Here is a 20,765-nt window from a genome sequence, read left to right as displayed (position 1 = left end):
CTAAGTCACCATTCAGTAGCCCATTCCTCATCAGATACCCTGTGAAAAGAGCCTTTCCATGAGGAAGGTCCGGGATCATCTATGCTTTCCATTTTTTCCTGAACCTCCAGGATAAGCTTTTGCTCGCCGTCATCCTCAGAGAGTCTTCCTGTACATGTAAGCCCAAGAACTTCATTGTATCCGACAATCAGGCACTCATCGCCTATCTTTGATGTTGAAAGAATAAACGGAAAACCGCTGTACTCCTCATTATCTATAAAGCTAAGCTCCTGCTCGTCAGTAATTCCAACCCACATATTGCGACTGTGAGCGGGCTCATAGCCATCTTCAATGATAAAATCATCCATGCGCCAGTTTCCGATATAAGGCTCATACCCCTTTTTATCAAAGGTAATAGAGCTTTCAAAATCACCGCCGGAAATCACCTCTACACCTGAATTCTCCTTCATCGGGACTTTCATCACATATATGTTTTCATATTTAAATGCCTGGGAAAGTTTTTGATCATTGTCTGAATCCCTTTGGACTTCCGCCACCAGAATATACGCGTCATCACCAAGAACTTCTCCTGTCTGCATTACAAGGTGGTCTTTATCCATATTAGGAATAAAATTCTTTATTATAGTCCTCTCCTGTCCTTTATCATCAGACCACAATAAATTCCCGTATACAAAGCGGCTAAGCATATGGCTACCCAAATAAGAATGGGAAAGATATAGCTCATTGCTGTCGAAAAATCCATATGAAAGTTCTCCGCCGTTTAACCTAAGCGAAGGCTCATCATTATAGCTAAGATTTGGCATCAGTTCATTGTCATATCCATGCGATATTAGTTCGAGACTATCTTCTCTGCCTGGAGATGCCTTCACAACCAGATAATCCTCTATGGAATCAACCGGTCCTCCGTAATGAGCAAAAAGGCAGAATACATCTCCGCTTTCCTTGTCATAAAGAAAATCATCACATTCAAGACTTCCAAAAATGCCAAGGTCTGACAATGTACCTAGTGATACTTCCTTATTGTCTGTATCCATACTGCAGAGCTTTATTTCATCCGACTCTGTTTTCTCATAGATTATCTCTTTATCTGTAAGACCGCAGAATGATAGCGTACCATCCTCAGGCTTATCTATCCTGCAATACTGCACACTCGAATCATCCAGAACATCAAGATGCTTAAGTGATGAATCATCACTCCAAAGCGCTATAAGAGTTCCGTCTTCTGAGATTCCTTCTACATTACCGGGACCAACATTAAAAACATCGCCATCCATAGATACTCTGACAATATAGAGCTGCCCTGTTTCATCTTCGGATGTTGTGTAAAACCCATCGCCGATAAAAAACAGTTTTCCGGAGCATGGCTCACCTGATATTTCATTTATTTCACCGGTGGATTCATCATATGCGCATATCCCGGAACCAAGATAAAGGAATTGTCCACCCTGGCTTGATTCGCCCACTGCTGCCCTGCTGTAGTCATGGAAATAGACCTTGTCTCCAACCTTCACAAAATAGCTGCCATTTCCATAGACCAAATTTTCTTCTGTGGGTTCTTCATCGAGATTATTTTCTGTCTCAGGCATCTTCGAAGGCGCAGAATCCTCCTCTTTCACAGTTGTTCGCACATCGGATTCCTGCTCAGCGTCAGACTGAGCGTCTATCCGTGTGTCAACCTGAGTAGTATCAGATTTTCTTGCGGATGAGCATCCGTTCATTGATAACACAGTTGTTACAACTATAAGGGACAAAACAATACCGGGATTTTTCATGTTCTCTCCTTATCAATTCCAACCATACCATTACTATTTTGTCATATATCTTTTCAAAATGAAATTGTAATAAAAACACCAATTTTACTCCCCAAATTTATAGTGAATTAATAATATGATTATTTTCTATTTATAAGTGTCTCACACAAAGATGATAAAATATTATCAGTATATCAATAACCCTTAGGAGGCTTTTTAATGAAGAAAAAGTATATGTGGATATTTTTATTTATAGCGATTCTTGTTCTATCCGGCTGCGGAAAATCAGAAAGTGCTGATAAGACTCTGCACCTTGCACTAAATGCTGAAATCGTAACAATGGACGCTCATAAGACAACCAATGACTACATTGTGCCCATGAACGTCTTTGATACACTTTTTGCCATGAAAAAGAATGATGACGGTTCCACTGAAATAGTGAACAGTCTTGTAGACAAGTATGATATTTCGGAAGATGGTCTGACCTACCATTTCACATTAAAAGATGACATTGTCTTTTCAGATGGTACTCCGATGACATCTCATGATGTAAAGTTTACCTTTGAACGTATACTCACACTTCCTGACAGCGCCCAGACAGACTGCGCAATAATAATTGATGGCGCCCAGGATTTACTTGATGGCAAGGAACATTCTCTTAGGGGCATCACTATAGAAGATGAGAAAAATTTCTCTATCAAACTGCTCTCTCCTTTTGCTGGTTTCACCGCACTTTTATCAACACCATCCACAGTTATATATTCCGAAAAGCTTGTCGCCGAAGCAGGCGAGGACTTTGGTGTGGTTCCCGAAAAGACTATAGGATCAGGTCCCTACATTATAAAAGAATGGAATCGAGGCAGCGGCTTGGTCTTTGAATACAATCCGAAATACTGGGGACCTGAGCCCTCAGCCAAGCGTGTTGAAATGAAGATAATGGAACCTCAGGTCATGAACCTGGCTTTCCAGAAGGGAGATCTTGATGTACTTGATTGCATGTACCTTGACTCCGCTATTGTAAAATCAACATATAAGACAGATACATACAAGGATAAAATCGTCTCAACTGACAGAATCGGCCAGAATTTCCTTATGTTAAACGAAAACATTGAACCGTTAGGAAATGTTCAGGTAAGAAAAGCCATCTGCCAGGCCATTGACCGTGAATCTATTCTTAATACCATATACGACGGAGATGGAAAGCTTGAGGATGGTATTTTTACAACAGGCTGTATAGGTCACAGTGACAATAATCAGGGCTGGCTTAAGTATGATCCCGAGGCTGCTAAAAAGCTTCTTGCGGATGCAGGCTATGCAGACGGTTTTGATATGGATTTATACCTGGACTCCACAGCGAACGACTCTGTAAAGAATACTATCCAGGCTATAGCTGAGAACCTGAACAGCATAGGTATTCATGCCAATATAAATACCATGGACCATGCAAGCTACCTTGATCTTAGAAACAGCGGGGAAATGTCAGCATACTTTGCACTTTGGCTTCTTGATTTCAATGATCCTGACAATATCATCTATACCTTCTTCGGAAGTAAGGACAATACAAAACTTCGCTCCAATAATTACAGTGATGAATCCGTAATTGAGAGAGTTGCTGCTGCAAAAACCATCGTTGACGAGAACGAAAGATTAAAGGAATACGAAGCCCTTGAGAAAAAACTCTCTCAGGATGATGCCGCCTTTGTGCCGCTGTTTTCTCTTAAACATCTTTTTGTAGTAAGTGACCGTATTGAGAGTTTCAGTCCCCACTGGGCAGGATGGAACGATATCTATTTTGATAAAGTTACTATGAAATAATAAGGAGACTATGTTTTGAAGGAACTTCCCAGAAGAATACTTGGTGTGGTTATCGTCCTTATTGGTGTAATCGCACTGATATTCATTATGCTAAGAATCATACCCGGCGATCCCGTGTCCGTTTTATTAAATGAACATGTCAGCCAGGCCAATATTGACAGGCTAACACAGAACATGGGGCTTGATAAAAGTCTCCCTGAACAGTTCCTAACCTATCTTTTAGGAGTCTTCAGAGGTGATTTAGGGCGAAGCTATACTATGCAGCAGCCTGTGCTATCGCTTATCCTGCAGGCTTTTCCCTATACTGTCAGATTGACGCTTTTGGCCATCGCCTTTGCATGGACAATAGGAATTGTCTCAGGCGTTATCTCCGCTATGTATAACGAGAAGTTCCTTGATTACCTGTTCCGCGGAACCGCTCTCCTCGGTATATCTGTTCCTGTATTCATGGTGGCTCTTTTTTTACAATATATGTTCTATTTCCGTTTATCGCTTCTTCCTCTTGTATGTGACGGAAGCTTCGTCTCCCTGATCCTGCCTGCTATTGCACTTGGCTGGAACAGTGCGGGAAGCGTTGCCAGACTGACGCGTTCCAGTCTTATGGAGCAGCTGGGTGCGACCTACATCGACACCGCAAGAGCCAAAGGACTTGTATACAAAAAAGCTGTTGTATTCCATGCTCTGAAAAATGCAATTCTTCCGGTAATAACAATGATGGCGCTACAGCTCGCTGAGATGTTATCAGGTGCTGTTATCACCGAGAGTGTGTTTAGCATATCCGGTCTTGGAAAACTTGCTCTTACCGCTCTGCAGACAAGAGATATGCCCCTATTACAGGGCACAGTTCTATTCACAGCTTTTCTTATCGCAGTTGGAGGTATTCTGGCTGATATCATAGGTACGATACTTAATCCAAAATTGAGGTTAGGATGAAAAAATCACTTATTCACAACAAAACTGTGCTGGTATCAGGCGCAATAATACTGATTGTGGTGATTCTGTCCACGCTGGCACCTCTCCTTTCTCACTACAATGAGACAGCTCAGGATCTGGCGGGAAGACTCATGCCACCGGGGAATGGCCATCTCTTTGGGACCGATGAGCTGGGCCGCGATGTTTTTACAAGGATATTCTATGGGACACGAATTTCTCTTTTCATAGCACTCATCCCCACCTCTCTGGCTGTTCTTATTGGAACCATAGCCGGAGTATGCGCAGCTTCGTTTAAAGGAGCCACTGATTTTATCATCATGCGTTCGGCAGATATTATGCTCTCAATTCCGGGTATGCTTCTTTCAATGGTTGTCCTGTATACTTTTGGCGGTTCCCTCTCCTCTGTCGTAATCGCGCTGGTCCTCATCGAATGGGGCGGCATAACAAGAGTTGTAAGAACAGCTGCACTGGAAATCTATGAAAACGAATATATAGAAGCATCTGTAGGAATCGGTGCAGGACGACTTCGCATAATATTCGGTCACATAATCCCGAATCTAATCCCAACACTTATTGTTCTTTTTACTCTGAATATCCCCTCCTCGATTCTTGCGGAAAGCACACTGAGCTTTTTGGGAATCGGAATTCAGCCGCCTTTAGTATCTCTGGGACTCATGACAGGTTATTCACGACAGTATCTTTTCCTGATGCCCTGGCTTTCACTTGCTCCTTCGGGCATGGTCATGCTGCTTGTGCTTTCATTTAATTTTCTCGGGGATGCGCTAAGGGATATTCTTGATCCGAGGAGGAACAGTTATGGATGATATTTTATTAAAAATGCGAAACCTTACTGTTTCCGTAAGAAAAGATAAAAAAGAAATTCCTATTGTAAAAGGAATAGATATAGATATTCCAAGAGGTCAGATAGTAGGGCTCGTCGGTGAATCCGGCTGCGGAAAAAGCATGACCGCAAAGTCAATTATGGGTATTCTCCCGCATAGCGCTCATGTAACAGGAAGTATTCTCTGGAAGGATTCCAATGGCACTGAGACCGAGCTTACAAAGTTAAATGAAAAAGAGCTGCGGAAGATGTGTGGTCCAAAGATGGGAATGGTTTTCCAGGAACCCATGACATCACTTAATCCCCTGATGCGAATCGGCGATCAGGTTGCGGAAGCTCTGCTAATCCATAAGCTGGTAAAAAGCCGTGCCGATGCCAGGGGCAAAGTTGTCAAAATACTTGAAGAGGTTGGAATTCCTGATCCTGAAAGCAGATATTCCGCTTACCCTCACCAGCTTTCAGGCGGACTACGGCAAAGAGTCATGATAGCCATGGCTATGATTTGCGAGCCAAATCTTCTTATAGCAGATGAACCGACTACTGCCCTTGATGTCACAATACAGGCTCAGATTCTGAAGCTCATAAAAGAAATGTGCACCGCACGTAATATGAGTGCTCTTGTTATCACACACAATATGGGTGTGGTGTCCTCGTTATGCGATAAAGTGTACGTAATGTATATGGGAAGAATCCTCGAAAGAGCACAGGTAACTCAGCTTTTTAAAAATCCGATGCATCCATACACAAGAGGACTGCTCTCTTCTATTCCAAGAATAAATTCCAATCCCGATTATCTTACAACGATTCCCGGAAACATCCCTGAATTTGGTAAGGAAACCGTCGGATGTGATTTTTGCCTAAGGTGCAGCGATGACGAGCGCAAATGCTTTTTTGAACGTCCAAGTGAAACAAAGATTTCGGAAGGACATTTTGTCAGCTGTCATACTGCAATTAAGGGGGAGTAAATAAGTAATGAATGAACAGGTTGTTTTATCTGCCAAAAGCCTTACCAAAAGCTTTCCTATAGACGGAAAAAAGAGGCGCATAGTTGTTAATGATCTTAATCTTGACATGTTTAAGGGAGAAACCCTTTCACTGGTCGGGGAATCCGGCTGCGGAAAAAGCACGCTTGCAAGGCTATTCATGCGCCTAATAAGACCAGATTCAGGCGAGATTATTTTTGATGGGGTAAATGTAAGTGATCTTTCAGAAAATGCATTCAGGCCTTACCGCAAGAGAATTCAGATGGTTTTTCAGGATCCCGCTTCTTCTCTGGATCCCCGTATGAAGGTAAGAGACATCATAGCAGAGCCTCTAAGAATCTGGAATGTATGTAAAGATAATAAGGAAATTGATGAACGCGTTCTGGAACTCCTTGACATGGTGGAGCTAAAAGAAAGTGCCGCAAACAAATACCCTCACGAATTCTCCGGAGGTCAGAAACAGCGTATTGGTATTGCACGTGCTATAGCTATTAGTCCCGATCTCCTTATATGCGATGAATCAGTGTCCGCCCTCGACGTTTCCGTGCAGGCTCAGATTCTGAATCTATTAAAAAGACTCAAAAGAGAGCTGGGGCTTTCCTGTCTTTTTATCAGTCATGATCTGTCTGTTGTCAACTTCATATCCGACAGGGTATGTGTGATGAAGGATGGAAAAATCTGTGAAATCGCAGATGCGCAGAGCATTTATAAGAGCCCTGCGCATGAGTACACCAGATTCCTGCTTGCAGCCATACCTACAATAGAATATGCAGAATAACCGTTTATATCATTTTTGTTATGCTATCTGCATTTCTTCGAGTTTTTCAATAATAGCTGCGGATAATTTTTCATGCCCCTTCTCATCCATGTGCTCGTCATCTACAGCGCTGGGCGCTGCAAAATCGGAAGCTGCAAGGAATTGATTGCCGCGCCTTTTTGCAATTTTCTCATACTCCTGTCTAAGATTTTTGCTGACAGCAACGGAGGCCTTATCAAATTCAGGATCCTTCCCGGGAAGGTAAACCTCCTCACCGAGCTTTATCGGAGAGACCACCAGTATTTTCTCAGGTGCTATATATTTTTCAAGCTCATCAAGGCAAAGTTCAAGTCCCTTTCCTATAATATGTGAATTTGCATGAAAAATTGTTTTGCAATCATTTGTACCCAGCATGATGATCGCAGCATCCAACGGGTAATTACTCTCTATACTGAGAGGAAGAATCTCAGCACCTTTTCTGAAAGGGCGAAGCTGATCGTCAAAAACGGTTGTCCTTCCGCAAAGACCATCCTCAATAATTCTTCCGTCATCTAGTTTGTCCTGAACTATACTTGTCCACCTTTTTCCCCAGGGATATCTCTCCTTTGTTCCCGGAATAAGTCCCCATGTATTTGAATCTCCAAAAGCAAGAATGTTTGCCATAATTCACACCTCATAATTTTAAAAAATGCCGAGTACTGACTAATTACATTTCATAAATTTATTATGATTGTCCCGGGTCTTGATGTAAAATATCCAAAACTTTTAGTTGGATATAAAAATATCCTATACCACAATCTACCCTGCAAAAGAAAAACTGCAGCGATCGTGTCGTTACAATCTGCTACAGTTTTCATCACTTATAATATTCAGCTATACGTTTTATTATCGGTTCTAATTCACCCTCTATATCGAAAATAGAAATTCCCCGAACAGTAAATTGTTTACTCATCTTAGGACCGATATGGGTGCATATGATGCATCGGCAATCCTCCAATAGCTTCACCTTTTCTTCAGAACCTTTGCCGCATCTGTTTCCGGGATGTTCACAGTTACCAGAAGAGTCATATCCTTCCGAAGACAAGGGTTCTCTTAATTCCCCATTGGTATTTTCTTTTTTCCATTCTCTTATTTCACTGAATGTAATTTTTGCACAGTCGTCAACATCATATATATAAAACTGATCCGCGGTGCCGAATTCCAGGTCGGAATAAATGCCGTCGGACGATGCTACTGCAATTTTGTATACCATGATTAATCCCCTCATCCGCCCCTTCGGGGCACCTTCTCCCAGAGGGAGAAGGCAGAATTATATTATCAGCCACCTTCATCTATTATTCAAAATCTTTATCGTATTTTTATATCACGTAATCAGACTCAGGGAGGATTCGTTTCAGGAACTGCTTGGTTCTCTCCTCCTTGGGCTTGTAGAAGATATCCTTGGGTGAACCCTGTTCAACAACTACTCCGTCAGACATGAAAATTACCTTATTTGCCACGTCCTCTGCAAAGCTCATCTCATGTGTCACTACTATCATGGTAGTTCCTTCCTTTGCGAGCTTTTTAATTATAGAGAGCACCTCTCCCACGAGCTCTGGATCAAGGGCTGAAGTCGGCTCATCAAACAGAATAACCTTGGGATTAACTGCAACGGCCCTAGCTATACCTACACGCTGCTGCATTCCTCCTGAGAGCTGTGCCGGATAAAGATCAAGCTTATCCTCAAGTCCGACCTTCTTAAGTGCACTTATGGCAATGTCCACAGCCTCCTTCTTCGGAACCTTTCTGGCAACTATAAGACCTTCCGTTACATTCTGCAAAACCGTCTTATTATTAAAAAGACAATAGTTCTGGAAAACGAAAGCTGTATTTTTTCTCACATAGGATATATCTTTTCTGGATGAGTGATGCATATCCATAGTCTTATTATCAAGCGTAAGCTTTCCCTTGTCCGCCTTCTCCAGGAAATTTATACTTCGCAGCAAGGTGGTTTTTCCCGACCCGCTGGGGCCAAGAATTACTATGACATCCCCTTTATTTACTTCAATATCGACACCCTTCAGAATTTGATTTTTCCCAAAGGCTTTGTGTACATTCTCTAGTTTAAGCATTTATTCCACCTCTTCAAAATTTTGTATAGGACGATTTCTACAGCGGATGGTATAGCCTGATTCTCCTCTCGATAACCTTAAAGATCACCTCTATTCCCAGATTAATCGCAACATATAAAACAGCAATGATCAGATAAGCCTCAACATAGCAGGTAAACTTCGCTCCTTCCGTTTTCGCAATTCCCATAATTTCAAAAACCGAAACCGCGAATGCCAGAGAACTAAGTTTTACAAGTCCGGTGATATTGGTGCACAGAACAGGAAGAGAATTAACAATTGCCTGTGGAAGAATGATTCTTCTGTAGCCCTGAAGCACGCTAAGGCCTATAGCCTTTGCTGCTTCGAGCTGTCCCTTATCAATTGCCCCAAGCGCTCCGCGAAACATCTCGCTCATAACGGGAATCATTCCGAAGGAAAAAATGAAATATGCATAGGTCATCCCCTTGATTGAGTAGACATCAAAACCAATTCCTTTTTCCTTAAAATACGGTGCCAACACCGTCGGCAGAGCTGTATAGATCAGGTAAATCTGCACCATAACCGGCGTGCCTCTTGCAAAGGAAACATATACTCCCAGAATTTTCGATATGATTCCGTTGCTGTTAGTTCTGATGACAGCAAACAAAAATCCAAAGAGGAGTGATATCAGAAGTACGACTCCGACTATTTTAAATGTAACAGGAACGCCCTTTAGCACCAGAAAAAAAGTATTGTAAATAAATTCGGTATTAAGTGACATGTATTATGTTCTCCCCAGTTCTCGTTTTACTCTTTGCTCCGCAAATTTAAGAAGCTTTTCGGATGCAATTGCAACCACCCAGTACATGGCAGCCAATGCTATGTATATCTCCAGAATGTGATTACTGTAGGTATTCTGATTCAGCGTGTTTGCTTTTCCGAAAATATCTACCAGACCGATCGTAAAGCCAAGGCTACCTTCCTTAATGAGATAGATCACCAGATTTCCAAGGCTCGGAAGCGCATACAGAAGTGCCTGCGGAAAGATTATCCTGCAAAAGGTCTGAATATCTGTAAGTCCTATGCTTACTCCGGCCTCATACTGTCCCTTATCAACCGATTTGTATGCACTTCTCATGATTTCCGTAAGGGATGCGGTAGCAAGCAGTGTCACTGTTATGATAACGAAAAGAATCGGATCTTTTCTTCCCATGTTATTGCCCGTCACCGCCTCAGCCACCATTGGTATCCCGTAATATACCAGGAATAAAAGTACAACCGGTGGTATCGAGCGGAAAACCGCCGTATATACATTGGCTATGCCCCTTAATATGCGGCTCTTTCCCAGCTTGAAAAAGGCAAACAGAAATCCGAAGAATATTCCGAAAAGCAGCGAAAGCCCTGCATAAGTAAAGGTCACTTTAAGATAAGGCAAAAGCTTTACAAAATATTCAAAAAATGTGCTTAATTTAAATCGCATAGATTTACTCCACGTGTGTTCTTGATGATAAGTTTCCTCTGTTAAAGGCAAGGCTGTAAATCTTTTCGATAAGCCTTAATCCTCCATCGTAGCCGACATAGCTTGATGATGTGATTATCTCTGTTGCAATCGGGAGACTAAGGTTAACAAAATAATTATTTGTTTTCTTGGCAATATTGTTCTCCCAGTAGCTTCCGAAAATAATAGCTTTTTTGCTGCTTCCTATCTTCTCTTCAATGTCTCTGGTGATAAGTCCTCCATCGGCCTCGAACTTAATGATTTCACTTACATTCTCAGTACTCTCATCAAATGCTGCCTTAATCTTCTCTTCGCGTTCCTGGGACGGATCGTCAATGATATAGATTCCCTGCGGCAAAAATCCCAGTTCGTTAGTCAGATAAGATGTAACTCCTGATGAATATAAGCTGTCTCCTACTACGTAAAGCTGATAGGGAAGGATATTTCTCTGCTCTGCAACGAAGTCCGTAAAGGAAATAAAGTAGTCGTAGAATCTCTTCTCTTCTTTATTTACAACCTGCTCCACAGCGTCTTCCGAAAGGCCTGCGAACTTTCCAACTGCTCTTAGGAACTTACTTGTTTCCTGAGCTCCCACAGGAAGTGTCTGATAATGTAAAAATGGCGTGCCATACTTTTTCTCAAGATGCTTTACAATCGAAAGACCTACCCAGGGACCAACAAGCAGGTTAAACTGCGCGTTCGGAATAGTCTTCCATTCGTCTACCCCACCCGATGCAGGTCCGAATAACACGTTCACCTTAAGTCCAAGCTTCTCCAGGATGTTCTTTAAATTATCAAGATCGCCTCTCCAGTAAGCATCTTGAAAAGGTACCGAAGCAAAGACATTAACAAGTCCCTTTTCTACAGAAGGCTCAACTTTTCCAACGAACTGATCAACGATTGCCTTAACCACCACCTCGTGTCCGAAGTAATTATTCCCTCTAAAGCCGGCGGTATCTACACCCACAACCGGATCGCCGTTTCTTAAAAATCTTCCGGCAACACCTGCACTGTCATCACCAATGATTCCCGCGGTACATCCTGAAAGAATTACGAAAAGGTCTGCCTTTACTACCTTAAGTGCACCTTCAACAAGTTCTTCAAGATTTTTTTCGCCGCCGAATACAACTTCCTTTTCGCCTGCATTTGTACAGGATACATGGGTTCTTCCGGCATAGCCTTCACCCTGCTGTCCTGCCTGAACTCCCGCAAAACCTGATGCTTTGGATGCGCAACCCGGTCCTGCATGTATTATCGGTGCTGCTCCGGGAATTGCCAGTACTGTCTGCTGCGCTGCAAGAGCACAGGAGAATCTTGGCTTTTCTATGATTGAACTCATGACTACTTTCCTCCTTTTTCAAAATAGAAGGGATCATCAACTTCATTCATCCACCAGTCTGTGTAAGGAAATTCCGAATGTGCGGCAACGTTTTCATTGAACTTTCTGGTCAGATAAGCTTCCCATAATCTGTTACCCAGACGTATAACTCCGTCATATCCGATTGAATAGTTTGCATCTCCTTCAAATATTGTAGGTATTCCCAATTTATAACCGAGTACTGTAAGTCCCTGATGTCTAACGATAAGATAATCGGGTTTAACCTTCTTTAAGATTTTCACCACCTCGTAGGGCTGCTTGTTACATACGTTAAAGTTCTGGATGTCTCCGGCTGATTCAACGAGTTTCTCTAAGATGTTTATTTCTCCGGAATCTGCCTTCTGATCGTGGTGAAGTGCTGTAACACCTGCGATCTTAAGTCCTAAATCCTTTACAAGATTTGAGAGATTGTAGGTGTAGGCATCGCCTGCAAGAATGTAAACCGTTTTTCCTTCAAATTTCTTCTTAAGTTCTTCCAGCTCCTCTGCAATTCTTGCATGCTCTGTTGCAATCACATCCTCAACAACATCTGTCTTATCTGTGAGTCTCGCAATTTCGTGAAGCCATCCATCTGTCCAGTTAATGCCGTAGGGAGCAGGTGCTTTTACCTCAGGCACCCCGAATTTTTCCTCAAGACCATGAGCGATATAGGTTGCAAGAGTCTCACAGATCTGCGCTGAGCAGGTAGCTTCTGAGAGACTAGCCAGTTCCTCATAGGTTGCAAGAGGCACAACATAGTTGGTCTTAAGTCCCAGCTTTGCAAGGAGAGGTGTAAAAGTATCTGTTCCTTCAAAGTTAAAGATATTTACAACATCCTTCTTGCGCTCTTTGGGCTCTCTCACAATTTTCTTCAAAATACCATGGAAGGTTGCGTCAAACCCTGTGGACCAGACCTTTGACTTAAAGCCCTCGCAGGCGATGGGAACTATCGGAACACCAAGCTCATCTTCCATCTCTTCAGCAACTGACTCCACATCATCACCGATGATTCCTGATGCACAGGAGGTCGTTATGAAAATTACTGACGGATTCTGTCTCTTGTAGGCTTCTCTTAGTGCCTTCCTCAGTTTTTCCATTCCGCCGTATACGGTATCCTTTTCCTGAATATTGGTGCAGATAGCGGTATTTGAAAACTCGCCCCTTTTCCTTGCTGCAGTAACGGCGCGTCCTGCATTATCTCTGACACTGTCGCCTGCCGCAAAGCATCCAATTGGAGCATGTGCCACAACTGCTCCGCCCTTTACGAAGGAAGCCATTGACTGTGCACATCCCTCCTGACAGTCACTACACTGACCATAGCGTCTGCCGGAGCATTTTAATTCTGCATTTTTTGATTTTTCATTTAAATCTGAAGCAGTTCCGTTATAGCTGAGTATCGCATTCAGTCTGCGCTCACGTATAACCGGTGCTCCGGTTGATAAATTGATAGCCATAAGTTATTAACCTCTAACCCCTTTTTAATTGTCTGTTAAGTCCTTTATATCCTCTTCAAATGGATCATATCCATAGAACTGTTTGCTGATTTCCTGTGCCTTGCCTTCCTCTTTGAGCTCCTTAAGTGCTGCGTCATAAGCATCAAGGAACTTCTGGTCAACCTTGTCCTTGTTGAAAAGATTATAAACACCAACTATCTGAATCGGGATCCAAACAAGATCATCGACTGCATCGTGATAAGCTCCATCCTCAGCAACATAGTTAGTAAGCCAGTTTGAATAAAGTGCAAGACCTACATCATATCTGCCATTGATGATCCAGTTATTTACTTCGCTGTTGGTATTCTCTGATGTGTACTCAAACTCGATCTGATTGTCAGGATGCTCCTCGTTGTAAACCTCTACAGGATATGTAAGTCCGTTACCTGCCTGCATTGAATAGAAGGTAAGTCCTTCGCTCTTCTGTCTGTTGGCAACATCCTCAAAGCTTGTAAGATCGCCCAGTTCCTTCTTTACAAGGAGACCTATGTAGCTTGCACCAATGTTTTCACTTGGAATTGCATACTTTTCAATTCTCTCTTTTGTTAAGAAGCAGTTAGCTTCGCCGCCCTGGTAGGTTCCAGCCTCGATTCCCACAAATACATCATCGAAGGATGTGGGTACATACTCAAACTCATAATCCTCGAGCTTGTCATCGATTGCTCTCATAAGCTCAACTGTAGCGCCTGTGAGGTTATCATCTTCATCAAGATAATCGTTAACACCTGATACTGAAATATTGCAGCCGATTACAATGTGGTTTGAAGAACCGCCTTCAGATGAGCCTGCCTCTTCTGTCTTTGCGTCCTCTGTCTTTGCATCCTCTGCTTTTGCGCTGTCACTTCCCGCTGCACTTTCACTGGCCTTTGCGCTACCGCATGCTGCAAGTTGAAGCGCCAATACTGCTGCTGTTAATACTGCCAAAACTTTTCTCTTTTTCATAATCTTCCTCCTGATTGTTTGTAATATATAGGTTTTTATTGCCTCACTTAAATCTGATAATCATCAGCCATAAGACCGAACTCCGAAAGGATTTCCTCAAGCTTTTCCTGTGTCATGGGTGTGGGAATTACAAGGTCTTTATTGTTCATTACCGCCTCCGCAAGATTCCTGTATTCCTGAGCCTGATTTGATTCCGGCTTATACTCTATGACTGTCTTCTTGTTAATCTCTGCATGCTGTACTACGTTGTCACGGGGAACAAAGTAGATAAGCTTGGTACCAAGCTCCTTAGAAAACGCGCGAAGCAGATCCAGCTCTCTGTCAACATTTCTGCTGTTGCAGATGATACCGCCAAGTCTTACACCGCCTGTCTTAGCATATCTTGCGATACCTTTGGAGATGTTGTTGGCTGCATAGAGAGCCATCATCTCACCACTTGCTACAATATAGATTTCCTGAGCTTTTCCTTCACGGATAGGCATTGCAAAACCACCACAAACTACATCGCCGAGTACGTCATAAAATACATAATCAAGATCCTCTGTATACGCTCCAAGCTGTTCAAGAAGACCTATTGAAGTAATGATTCCGCGTCCTGCACATCCAACACCGGGCTCAGGTCCGCCTGACTCAACACATCTTGTTCCTCCAAAGCCTTCCTTTAAGATGCTGTCGATATCAACATCGTCTCCCTCTTCTCTAAGGGTGTCCAAAACTGTTCTCTGTGCAAGTCCGCCAAGCAGAAGTCGTGTCGAGTCTGCCTTAGGATCACAGCCTACTACCATGACCTTCTGTCCCTTTTCAACAAGTCCTGCTGTCAGGTTCTGTGTTGTAGTGGACTTTCCGATTCCACCCTTTCCGTAAATTGCGATTTGTCTTAACTCTGCCATTTTTTCAAACTCTCCTCCATTCTTATGTGTGTTTTACCAGAGCTTTATCACTGTGAGCTCTGTCATAAATCATCAGCTTTTCTATGGCCTGATCTATTTCATTTTCTATCTCAAGAGCTTTTATGCCTTTGCTCAAAAGAATCCTTGCTGCACCGGGGCCTATCCTCGCTGAAAGTGCATATTTGCAATGACTAATTTTCTCTGCAACCGCCTCGATGTTTTCATGGTCACATCCTCCGTTACAAGCAAGCCCGGTATCTATTTCATCCACATATTCCCAATTAGTGTTATCTGTTATTTCTGCGATAAGAAACTTTACGCATCTTCCGAAATGAAGATCTATATTCTCTCCGCTATAGGACGCCAACGCCACCTGATATTTCATGCCAGCCTCCTTATCCGTGTGAAAATGTATTTTTCGCATTAAGTTTCTTTATGTCATACAACTGATCCGATATTTCGAGCTTTCCGGGAATACCTGCTGCGTCCGCCCTACATCTCTGGCAATGCCTGAAAACTCTTATATATTTTTCAGCTTTTGTTCTTGCCTCATGAAGCATCATGCAATCTGGTTCTTTTAAATGTGAGAGCTTATGCGTCGGAATAAGCGGTATGATATTCATAAAGTCTGCACCGAGTCCTGCCACGGTTTTGGCGACTTCTTCGACATGTTCATCATTTATTCCCGGGCAAAGAACTGTATTGACCTTTACCATAGCTCCAAGCTTCTTTATCTTCTTGATTCCTCGAAGCTGTGCATCTATGAGAATTCTTGCACCCTCTTCCCCGACATAGGTAACTCCGTCTTTTACAATCCAGAGGCATATATGTTTCAGTACCTTGGGATCAACTGCATTGACGGTTACTGTTACTGTTTTTACTCCTGCATCTATGAGTTCCTGTGCCCTTTCTTCAAGAAGTAATCCGTTTGTGCTAAGGCAGTTTATAAGTTCCGGATGCTTTTCCTTTATAAGCTTAAAAGTCTCTATCGCATAATCGGATGCGAGTGTATCTCCCGGTCCTGCGATACCTGCCACTGTTATCTGTGGGCAAAGCTCCAAGGCTTTATCAAGTATTTCCGCCGCCTCATTGGGCGTAAGTATTTCTGAAGTAACTCCCGGTCTTTTCTCATCCTTATTTCTTGTCCTGTTGCAGAAAGCACACTGTATGTTGCAGGAAGGACTTACCGGAAGATGAATTCTTCCTTTATTAAGATTGGGCCCCTTTCCAAAGCAGGGATGCTGGTTTGAAATGTGCTCCAGCGGATCATTTAGTTCAAGTAATGTATTAGTGCTATTGTTCATTTGTGTTACTCCTGTCTGTCTAAACTCCGGTTGTCAGATGTAGCTTAGGATGTATCCCTCCTCATCAAAGACCAGCGAATTGTCATCGGCGTGCATTCCGTCTGCAAAAAAATTGAAAGGTCTAATCTTTTTCCCTTTATATTCAATCTCTGTCTTAAATGCCGGTTCGATGCTTCTAATCTTTCCCGATCTGTAAAAGGAAATTCCTATGTTTGTTTTGATGTCTCCGTACTTTGTTCTGATTATCAGTGTGTCGCTGTTGTAAATGGTTATACTTTTAAGCTTTCCATCAGGGAAAAAGTACAGACACTGTGGTCTTGATCTGTAGATCGTTTTCCCCACCTTCAAGTCTAAATACGCGGTAATCTCGGCTTCGTTTTTCTCCGACCAATAGGCTCCTATTCTTCCATACCTGGGAAAAATTCTTTTTATGCTTCCATTCTCGTAAAAGGTTATGAGCTCTGCAGGTATCATCCCGTAATCAGTTTCTATATCAGTCTGTCCGTTTAAATACACCGCCCTGATTTTCCCTGATTTATAGAAGCGCACCTTTTCTCTTTCTCGTCTTCTAAAATCCATTTTCGGATCATTTGTATTTTCATAACCTTTAAAAAAACTTGCCGAGATTGTCATTTTTCCTTTCCTTCCATAAACCTGCGGATTCATTTTTATTTCACAGGACATGACCCATGAAATAAAAAAGGAGGTTTACAACACGCTTCACAAATGAAATGAAGTGATTGTAAACCTCCGGTTGTCCGGTCGGTTATCTTTAAGGTTAGATGAATTCTAACATAGTAACCGACCGGGGAAAATCAAGTATTACTTATGGCTGGGTATAATAAAATCTTTTACCCTGCATTTTTAATCATTTATTACTGTCCGTATTATGGTACTCCTGAAGGGACTTGATGTTTCCGCATCCGCCCTTCTTAACTTCCTTTATTCCCTGTACTGCGGCTTTGGCTGCAGCAACTGTGGTGATGTAGGGAAGACGTGCCTTTATGGCTGCGCGGCGAAGATATGCGTCATCGTATTTTGCACCCTTTCCGATAGGTGTGTTAATTACAAGCTGAACCTCGCCATTTTTAATTATGTCCTCTACGTTGGGTCTGCCGCCCTCGTAGTTTTTCATAATTCTTGTGGCATCTATGCCTGCTTCTACGATGGTCTCATAGGTCTTGCCTGTTGCATAAATCCTGAAGCCATCATCAGCAAAGCCTTTGGCGATTTCTGCTGCTTCGGGCTTGTCCTCCTCATTCAGTGATATGAGAACCGCACCCTCGAGAGGAAGAACCGCACCGGCTGCCTCTTCTGCCTTAAAGAAGGCTTCTCCGGGAGTTTTTGCAAGTCCAAGTACCTCACCTGTTGAACGCATTTCAGGTCCAAGTACCGGATCAACCTCCGGGAACATATTGAAGGGGAATACAGCCTCTTTTACGCCATAATATTCGGGTTCTGTATTCTTCTTTGCTTCTATAAGTCCCTGCACCGGCGAAGGTCTTCCTGTGAGCTGAGAAGTAATAATATCTGTAGCAACGGGAACCATTCTGATACCACAGACCTTGGATACCAGCGGCACAGTACGGGATGCACGAGGATTTGCTTCAAGTACATAAACAGTGTCGTCCTCAATCGCATACTGCATATTCATAAGACCAACGACGTTCATCTCTACAGCAATCTTTCTGGTGTACTCCTCGATTGTCTTAAGATGCTTTTCAGAAATATGCTTTGAAGGAACGATGCAGGCAGAGTCTCCTGAGTGAATACCTGCAAGCTCTATGTGCTCCATAACTGCGGGAACAAACGCTCTCTCTCCGTCACTTATCGCATCAGCTTCACACTCCAGTGCATTATGAAGGAATCTGTCTATAAGAATCGGTCTGTCAGGTGTGACGCCGACAGCTGCTCTCATGTAACCTTCCATGCTCTCTTCGTCGCGAACAATCTCCATTCCTCTTCCGCCAAGTACGAAAGAAGGACGAACCATTACAGGATAGCCTATTCTTGCGGCTATAGCTTTTGCTTCCTCTACATTTGATGCCATTCCTGACTCAGCCATAGGAATCTCAAGCTTCTCCATCATCATGCGGAACTGATCTCTATCCTCTGCAAGATCTATTACTTCGGGAGTTGTTCCAAGGATATTTACGCCCTCTTCCTTAAGCTTAGCTGCGAGGTTAAGAGGTGTCTGGCCTCCGAACTGTGCGATGACTCCAACCGGCTTTTCCTTTTTATAAATCTGAAGAACATCCTCAAGTGTAAGAGGCTCGAAGTAAAGTGTGTCTGAAGTATCGTAATCTGTTGATACCGTCTCGGGATTGCAGTTTACAATGATTGTCTCAAATCCGAGTTTCTTAAGAGCAAGTGCTGCATGTACACAGCAGTAGTCAAACTCGATACCCTGTCCGATTCTGTTGGGGCCACCACCGAGGATCATAATCTTCTTATTGGTGGATGACATATCCTTGGGATTCTCCAGCTGCGCATCAGTCTTATAAGTTGAGTAGTAATAAGCAGCGCCTTCGGTTCCGTATACATGTACGCCATCCCAGCTCTCAAGGAATCCGAACTCCTCTCTCTTTTTTCTGATATCATCTTCAGAAACATCAAGAAGTCCTGCAAGGTAGCGGTCTGCAAATCCGTCTTCTTTAGCTTTGACAAGGACTTCCTTAGTAGGAACTTTTCCTGCAAATTCGGATACAATAGCGCTCTCTTCATCAACAAGCTCTTTTATCTCAGTAAGGAAATAGTGCTTAACCTTTGTGATGTCAAATATCTCATCTACTGTCACGCCCTTCTTGAAGGCTTCGTATATAAGGAAATATCTCTCAGAAGAAGCATCCTTAAGAAGATGCAACAGCTCTTCCTTATCCATATCCTCATACTTTTTCACATTTCCAAGGCCGTATCTGCCCTTTTCAAGGGATCTTATCGCCTTCTGGAAAGCTTCCTTGAAGTTCTTACCGATGGACATTACTTCGCCCACAGCTCTCATCTGTGTTCCGAGCTTATCCTCTACTCCATGGAATTTCTCAAACGCCCAGCGCGCGAACTTAACAACAACGTAGTCACCGTTCGGCACATACTTATCGAGAGTTCCGAACTTGGAATCAGGGAGCTCAGCAAGTGTTAAACCGGTTGCAAGCTTTGCTGATACAAGGGCAATCGGGAAACCGGTCGCCTTACTTGCAAGTGCAGAAGATCTTGAAGTTCTGGGGTTGATCTCAATTACAACAATTCTTCCGGTCTTCGGATCGTGAGCGAACTGTACGTTCGTACCACCGATAACTCCGATGTGCTCTACAATCTTATAGGCCTGGCGCTGCAGCTCCTCCTGAAGCTTTTCATCTATAGTGAGCATAGGCGCAGTACAGAAGGAATCTCCCGTATGGACACCGACAGGATCAACGTTTTCAATAAAGCATACGGTGATCATGTTGTTGTCCTTATCTCTTACAACCTCAAGCTCAAGCTCTTCCCAGCCAAGGATTGACTCCTCAACAAGAACCTGATGAATGATTGATGCAGCAAGACCTCTGGCACAGACTGTCTGAAGCTCTTCTTTATTGTAAACAAGGCCGCCGCCTGCTCCGCCCATAGTGTAAGCAGGCCTTAAAACAACAGGATATCCAAGCTCATCAGCTTCAGCCAGCGCCTCTTCGATGCTGTAGCAGGCCTTGGATCTGGCCATCTCGATGCCGAGCATATCCATGGTCTTCTTGAACTCTGTTCTGTCCTCGCCTCGCTCAATGGCATCTACCTGAACACCTATAACCTTGACGTTATATTTTTCCAGGACACCCGCCTTATAAAGTTCCGAACACAAATTAAGACCAGATTGTCCTCCCAAATTGGGCAAAAGGGCATCCGGTCTTTCTTTTTCAATTACAGCGGCAACGCGCTCTACATTAAGGGGTTCAATATAAGTCCTGTCAGCCATCTCCGGATCTGTCATGATAGTAGCCGGATTGGAATTAACCAGGACGATTTCGTAGCCAAGACTCCTAAGCGCCTTGCAGGCCTGAGTTCCCGAATAGTCAAATTCGCAAGCCTGTCCGATGACAATAGGGCCTGAGCCGATTATTAGTACCTTGTGGATATCTGTTCTCTGTGCCATGTTCCTCTC

At 43.1% G+C, this 20,765-nt stretch carries 19 protein-coding genes; 5 read left to right on the top strand and 14 right to left on the bottom strand.

Going from position 1 to position 20,765, the window contains the following annotated elements; translation table 11 throughout:
* Positions 1 to 5 precede the first annotated feature (5 nt).
* Positions 6 to 1,772, bottom strand: coding sequence for a hypothetical protein (locus G596_RS0108880; protein WP_022761490.1), 1,767 nt, complete (start codon positions 1,770 to 1,772; stop codon positions 6 to 8).
* A gap of 198 nt (positions 1,773 to 1,970) precedes the next feature.
* On the opposite strand from G596_RS0108880, the gene G596_RS0108875 reads away from it, so the two are divergent.
* From G596_RS0108875 to G596_RS21525, 5 genes are read left to right on the top strand one after another with little or no spacing between them, the layout of a single operon-like run.
* Positions 1,971 to 3,566 carry an ABC transporter substrate-binding protein gene (locus G596_RS0108875; RefSeq protein ID WP_022761489.1) on the top strand — a complete coding sequence of 532 codons (1,596 nt, stop codon included), beginning with the start codon at positions 1,971 to 1,973 and terminating at the stop codon, positions 3,564 to 3,566.
* Positions 3,567 to 3,581: 15 nt separating this feature from the next.
* Positions 3,582 to 4,499: an ABC transporter permease gene (locus G596_RS0108870; RefSeq protein ID WP_022761488.1), complete on the top strand. Its 918-nt coding sequence runs from the start codon at positions 3,582 to 3,584 to the stop codon at positions 4,497 to 4,499.
* Complete coding sequence (locus G596_RS21530) at positions 4,496 to 5,323, top strand: ABC transporter permease (RefSeq protein WP_022761487.1); 828 nt, start codon at positions 4,496 to 4,498, stop codon at positions 5,321 to 5,323. Before G596_RS0108870 ends, G596_RS21530 begins: the two co-directional genes overlap by 4 nt.
* Complete coding sequence (locus tag G596_RS0108860) at positions 5,316 to 6,305, top strand: ABC transporter ATP-binding protein (protein WP_022761486.1); 990 nt, start codon at positions 5,316 to 5,318, stop codon at positions 6,303 to 6,305. The genes G596_RS21530 and G596_RS0108860 overlap by 8 nt, the downstream gene beginning before the upstream one ends.
* Before the next feature lie 7 nt (positions 6,306 to 6,312).
* Positions 6,313 to 7,101, top strand: coding sequence for an ATP-binding cassette domain-containing protein (locus tag G596_RS21525; protein ID WP_022761485.1), 789 nt, complete (start codon positions 6,313 to 6,315; stop codon positions 7,099 to 7,101).
* A gap of 18 nt (positions 7,102 to 7,119) precedes the next feature.
* Here the strand turns inward: G596_RS21525 and G596_RS0108850 are convergent, their stop codons facing one another.
* From G596_RS0108850 to carB, 13 genes are all read right to left on the bottom strand, one after another.
* Entirely contained in the window at positions 7,120 to 7,743 is a 624-nt protein-coding gene (locus tag G596_RS0108850; protein WP_022761484.1) for a GDSL-type esterase/lipase family protein, read from the bottom strand.
* Between the two features lie 193 nt (positions 7,744 to 7,936).
* The gene (locus G596_RS0108845; protein ID WP_022761483.1) at positions 7,937 to 8,332 is read right to left on the bottom strand and encodes a NifB/NifX family molybdenum-iron cluster-binding protein; all 396 of its coding nucleotides are present in this window, start codon (positions 8,330 to 8,332) and stop codon (positions 7,937 to 7,939) included.
* A gap of 106 nt (positions 8,333 to 8,438) precedes the next feature.
* Complete coding sequence (locus G596_RS0108840) at positions 8,439 to 9,191, bottom strand: amino acid ABC transporter ATP-binding protein (protein WP_022761482.1); 753 nt, start codon at positions 9,189 to 9,191, stop codon at positions 8,439 to 8,441.
* Positions 9,192 to 9,228: 37 nt separating this feature from the next.
* Positions 9,229 to 9,930, bottom strand: a complete 702-nt coding sequence (locus G596_RS0108835) for an amino acid ABC transporter permease (protein WP_022761481.1) — start codon at positions 9,928 to 9,930, stop codon at positions 9,229 to 9,231.
* A gap of 3 nt (positions 9,931 to 9,933) precedes the next feature.
* Positions 9,934 to 10,629: an amino acid ABC transporter permease gene (locus G596_RS0108830; protein WP_022761480.1), complete on the bottom strand. Its 696-nt coding sequence runs from the start codon at positions 10,627 to 10,629 to the stop codon at positions 9,934 to 9,936.
* Positions 10,630 to 10,633: 4 nt separating this feature from the next.
* Positions 10,634 to 11,986 carry a nitrogenase component 1 gene (locus G596_RS21520; protein WP_022761479.1) on the bottom strand — a complete coding sequence of 451 codons (1,353 nt, stop codon included), beginning with the start codon at positions 11,984 to 11,986 and terminating at the stop codon, positions 10,634 to 10,636.
* A gap of 2 nt (positions 11,987 to 11,988) precedes the next feature.
* Positions 11,989 to 13,458 (bottom strand): nitrogenase component 1, encoded by a 1,470-nt coding sequence (locus G596_RS0108820; RefSeq protein ID WP_022761478.1) that lies wholly within the window; start codon positions 13,456 to 13,458, stop codon positions 11,989 to 11,991.
* A gap of 24 nt (positions 13,459 to 13,482) precedes the next feature.
* Positions 13,483 to 14,439 (bottom strand): transporter substrate-binding domain-containing protein, encoded by a 957-nt coding sequence (locus G596_RS0108815; RefSeq protein ID WP_022761477.1) that lies wholly within the window; start codon positions 14,437 to 14,439, stop codon positions 13,483 to 13,485.
* A 47-nt stretch (positions 14,440 to 14,486) separates the two neighbouring features.
* Positions 14,487 to 15,329 (bottom strand): nitrogenase iron protein, encoded by an 843-nt coding sequence (nifH, locus tag G596_RS0108810; RefSeq protein WP_022761476.1) that lies wholly within the window; start codon positions 15,327 to 15,329, stop codon positions 14,487 to 14,489.
* A gap of 22 nt (positions 15,330 to 15,351) precedes the next feature.
* The gene (locus tag G596_RS0108805) at positions 15,352 to 15,714 is read right to left on the bottom strand and encodes a NifB/NifX family molybdenum-iron cluster-binding protein (RefSeq protein ID WP_022761475.1); all 363 of its coding nucleotides are present in this window, start codon (positions 15,712 to 15,714) and stop codon (positions 15,352 to 15,354) included.
* A gap of 10 nt (positions 15,715 to 15,724) precedes the next feature.
* Complete coding sequence (locus G596_RS0108800) at positions 15,725 to 16,633, bottom strand: radical SAM protein (protein WP_022761474.1); 909 nt, start codon at positions 16,631 to 16,633, stop codon at positions 15,725 to 15,727.
* A gap of 33 nt (positions 16,634 to 16,666) precedes the next feature.
* Positions 16,667 to 17,212 (bottom strand): hypothetical protein, encoded by a 546-nt coding sequence (locus G596_RS21515; RefSeq protein WP_196805209.1) that lies wholly within the window; start codon positions 17,210 to 17,212, stop codon positions 16,667 to 16,669.
* Between the two features lie 289 nt (positions 17,213 to 17,501).
* Entirely contained in the window at positions 17,502 to 20,756 is a 3,255-nt protein-coding gene (carB, locus tag G596_RS0108790) for a carbamoyl-phosphate synthase large subunit (RefSeq protein ID WP_022761472.1), read from the bottom strand.
* Positions 20,757 to 20,765 lie beyond the last annotated feature (9 nt).

The sequence above is a fragment of the Butyrivibrio sp. AD3002 genome (genome assembly GCF_000420905.1).
Classification (GTDB): Bacteria; Bacillota; Clostridia; order Lachnospirales; family Lachnospiraceae; genus Butyrivibrio.
The sequence above is the reverse complement of the archived record's forward strand: the minus strand, read 5'-3'. Positions and strand labels throughout refer to the sequence as shown.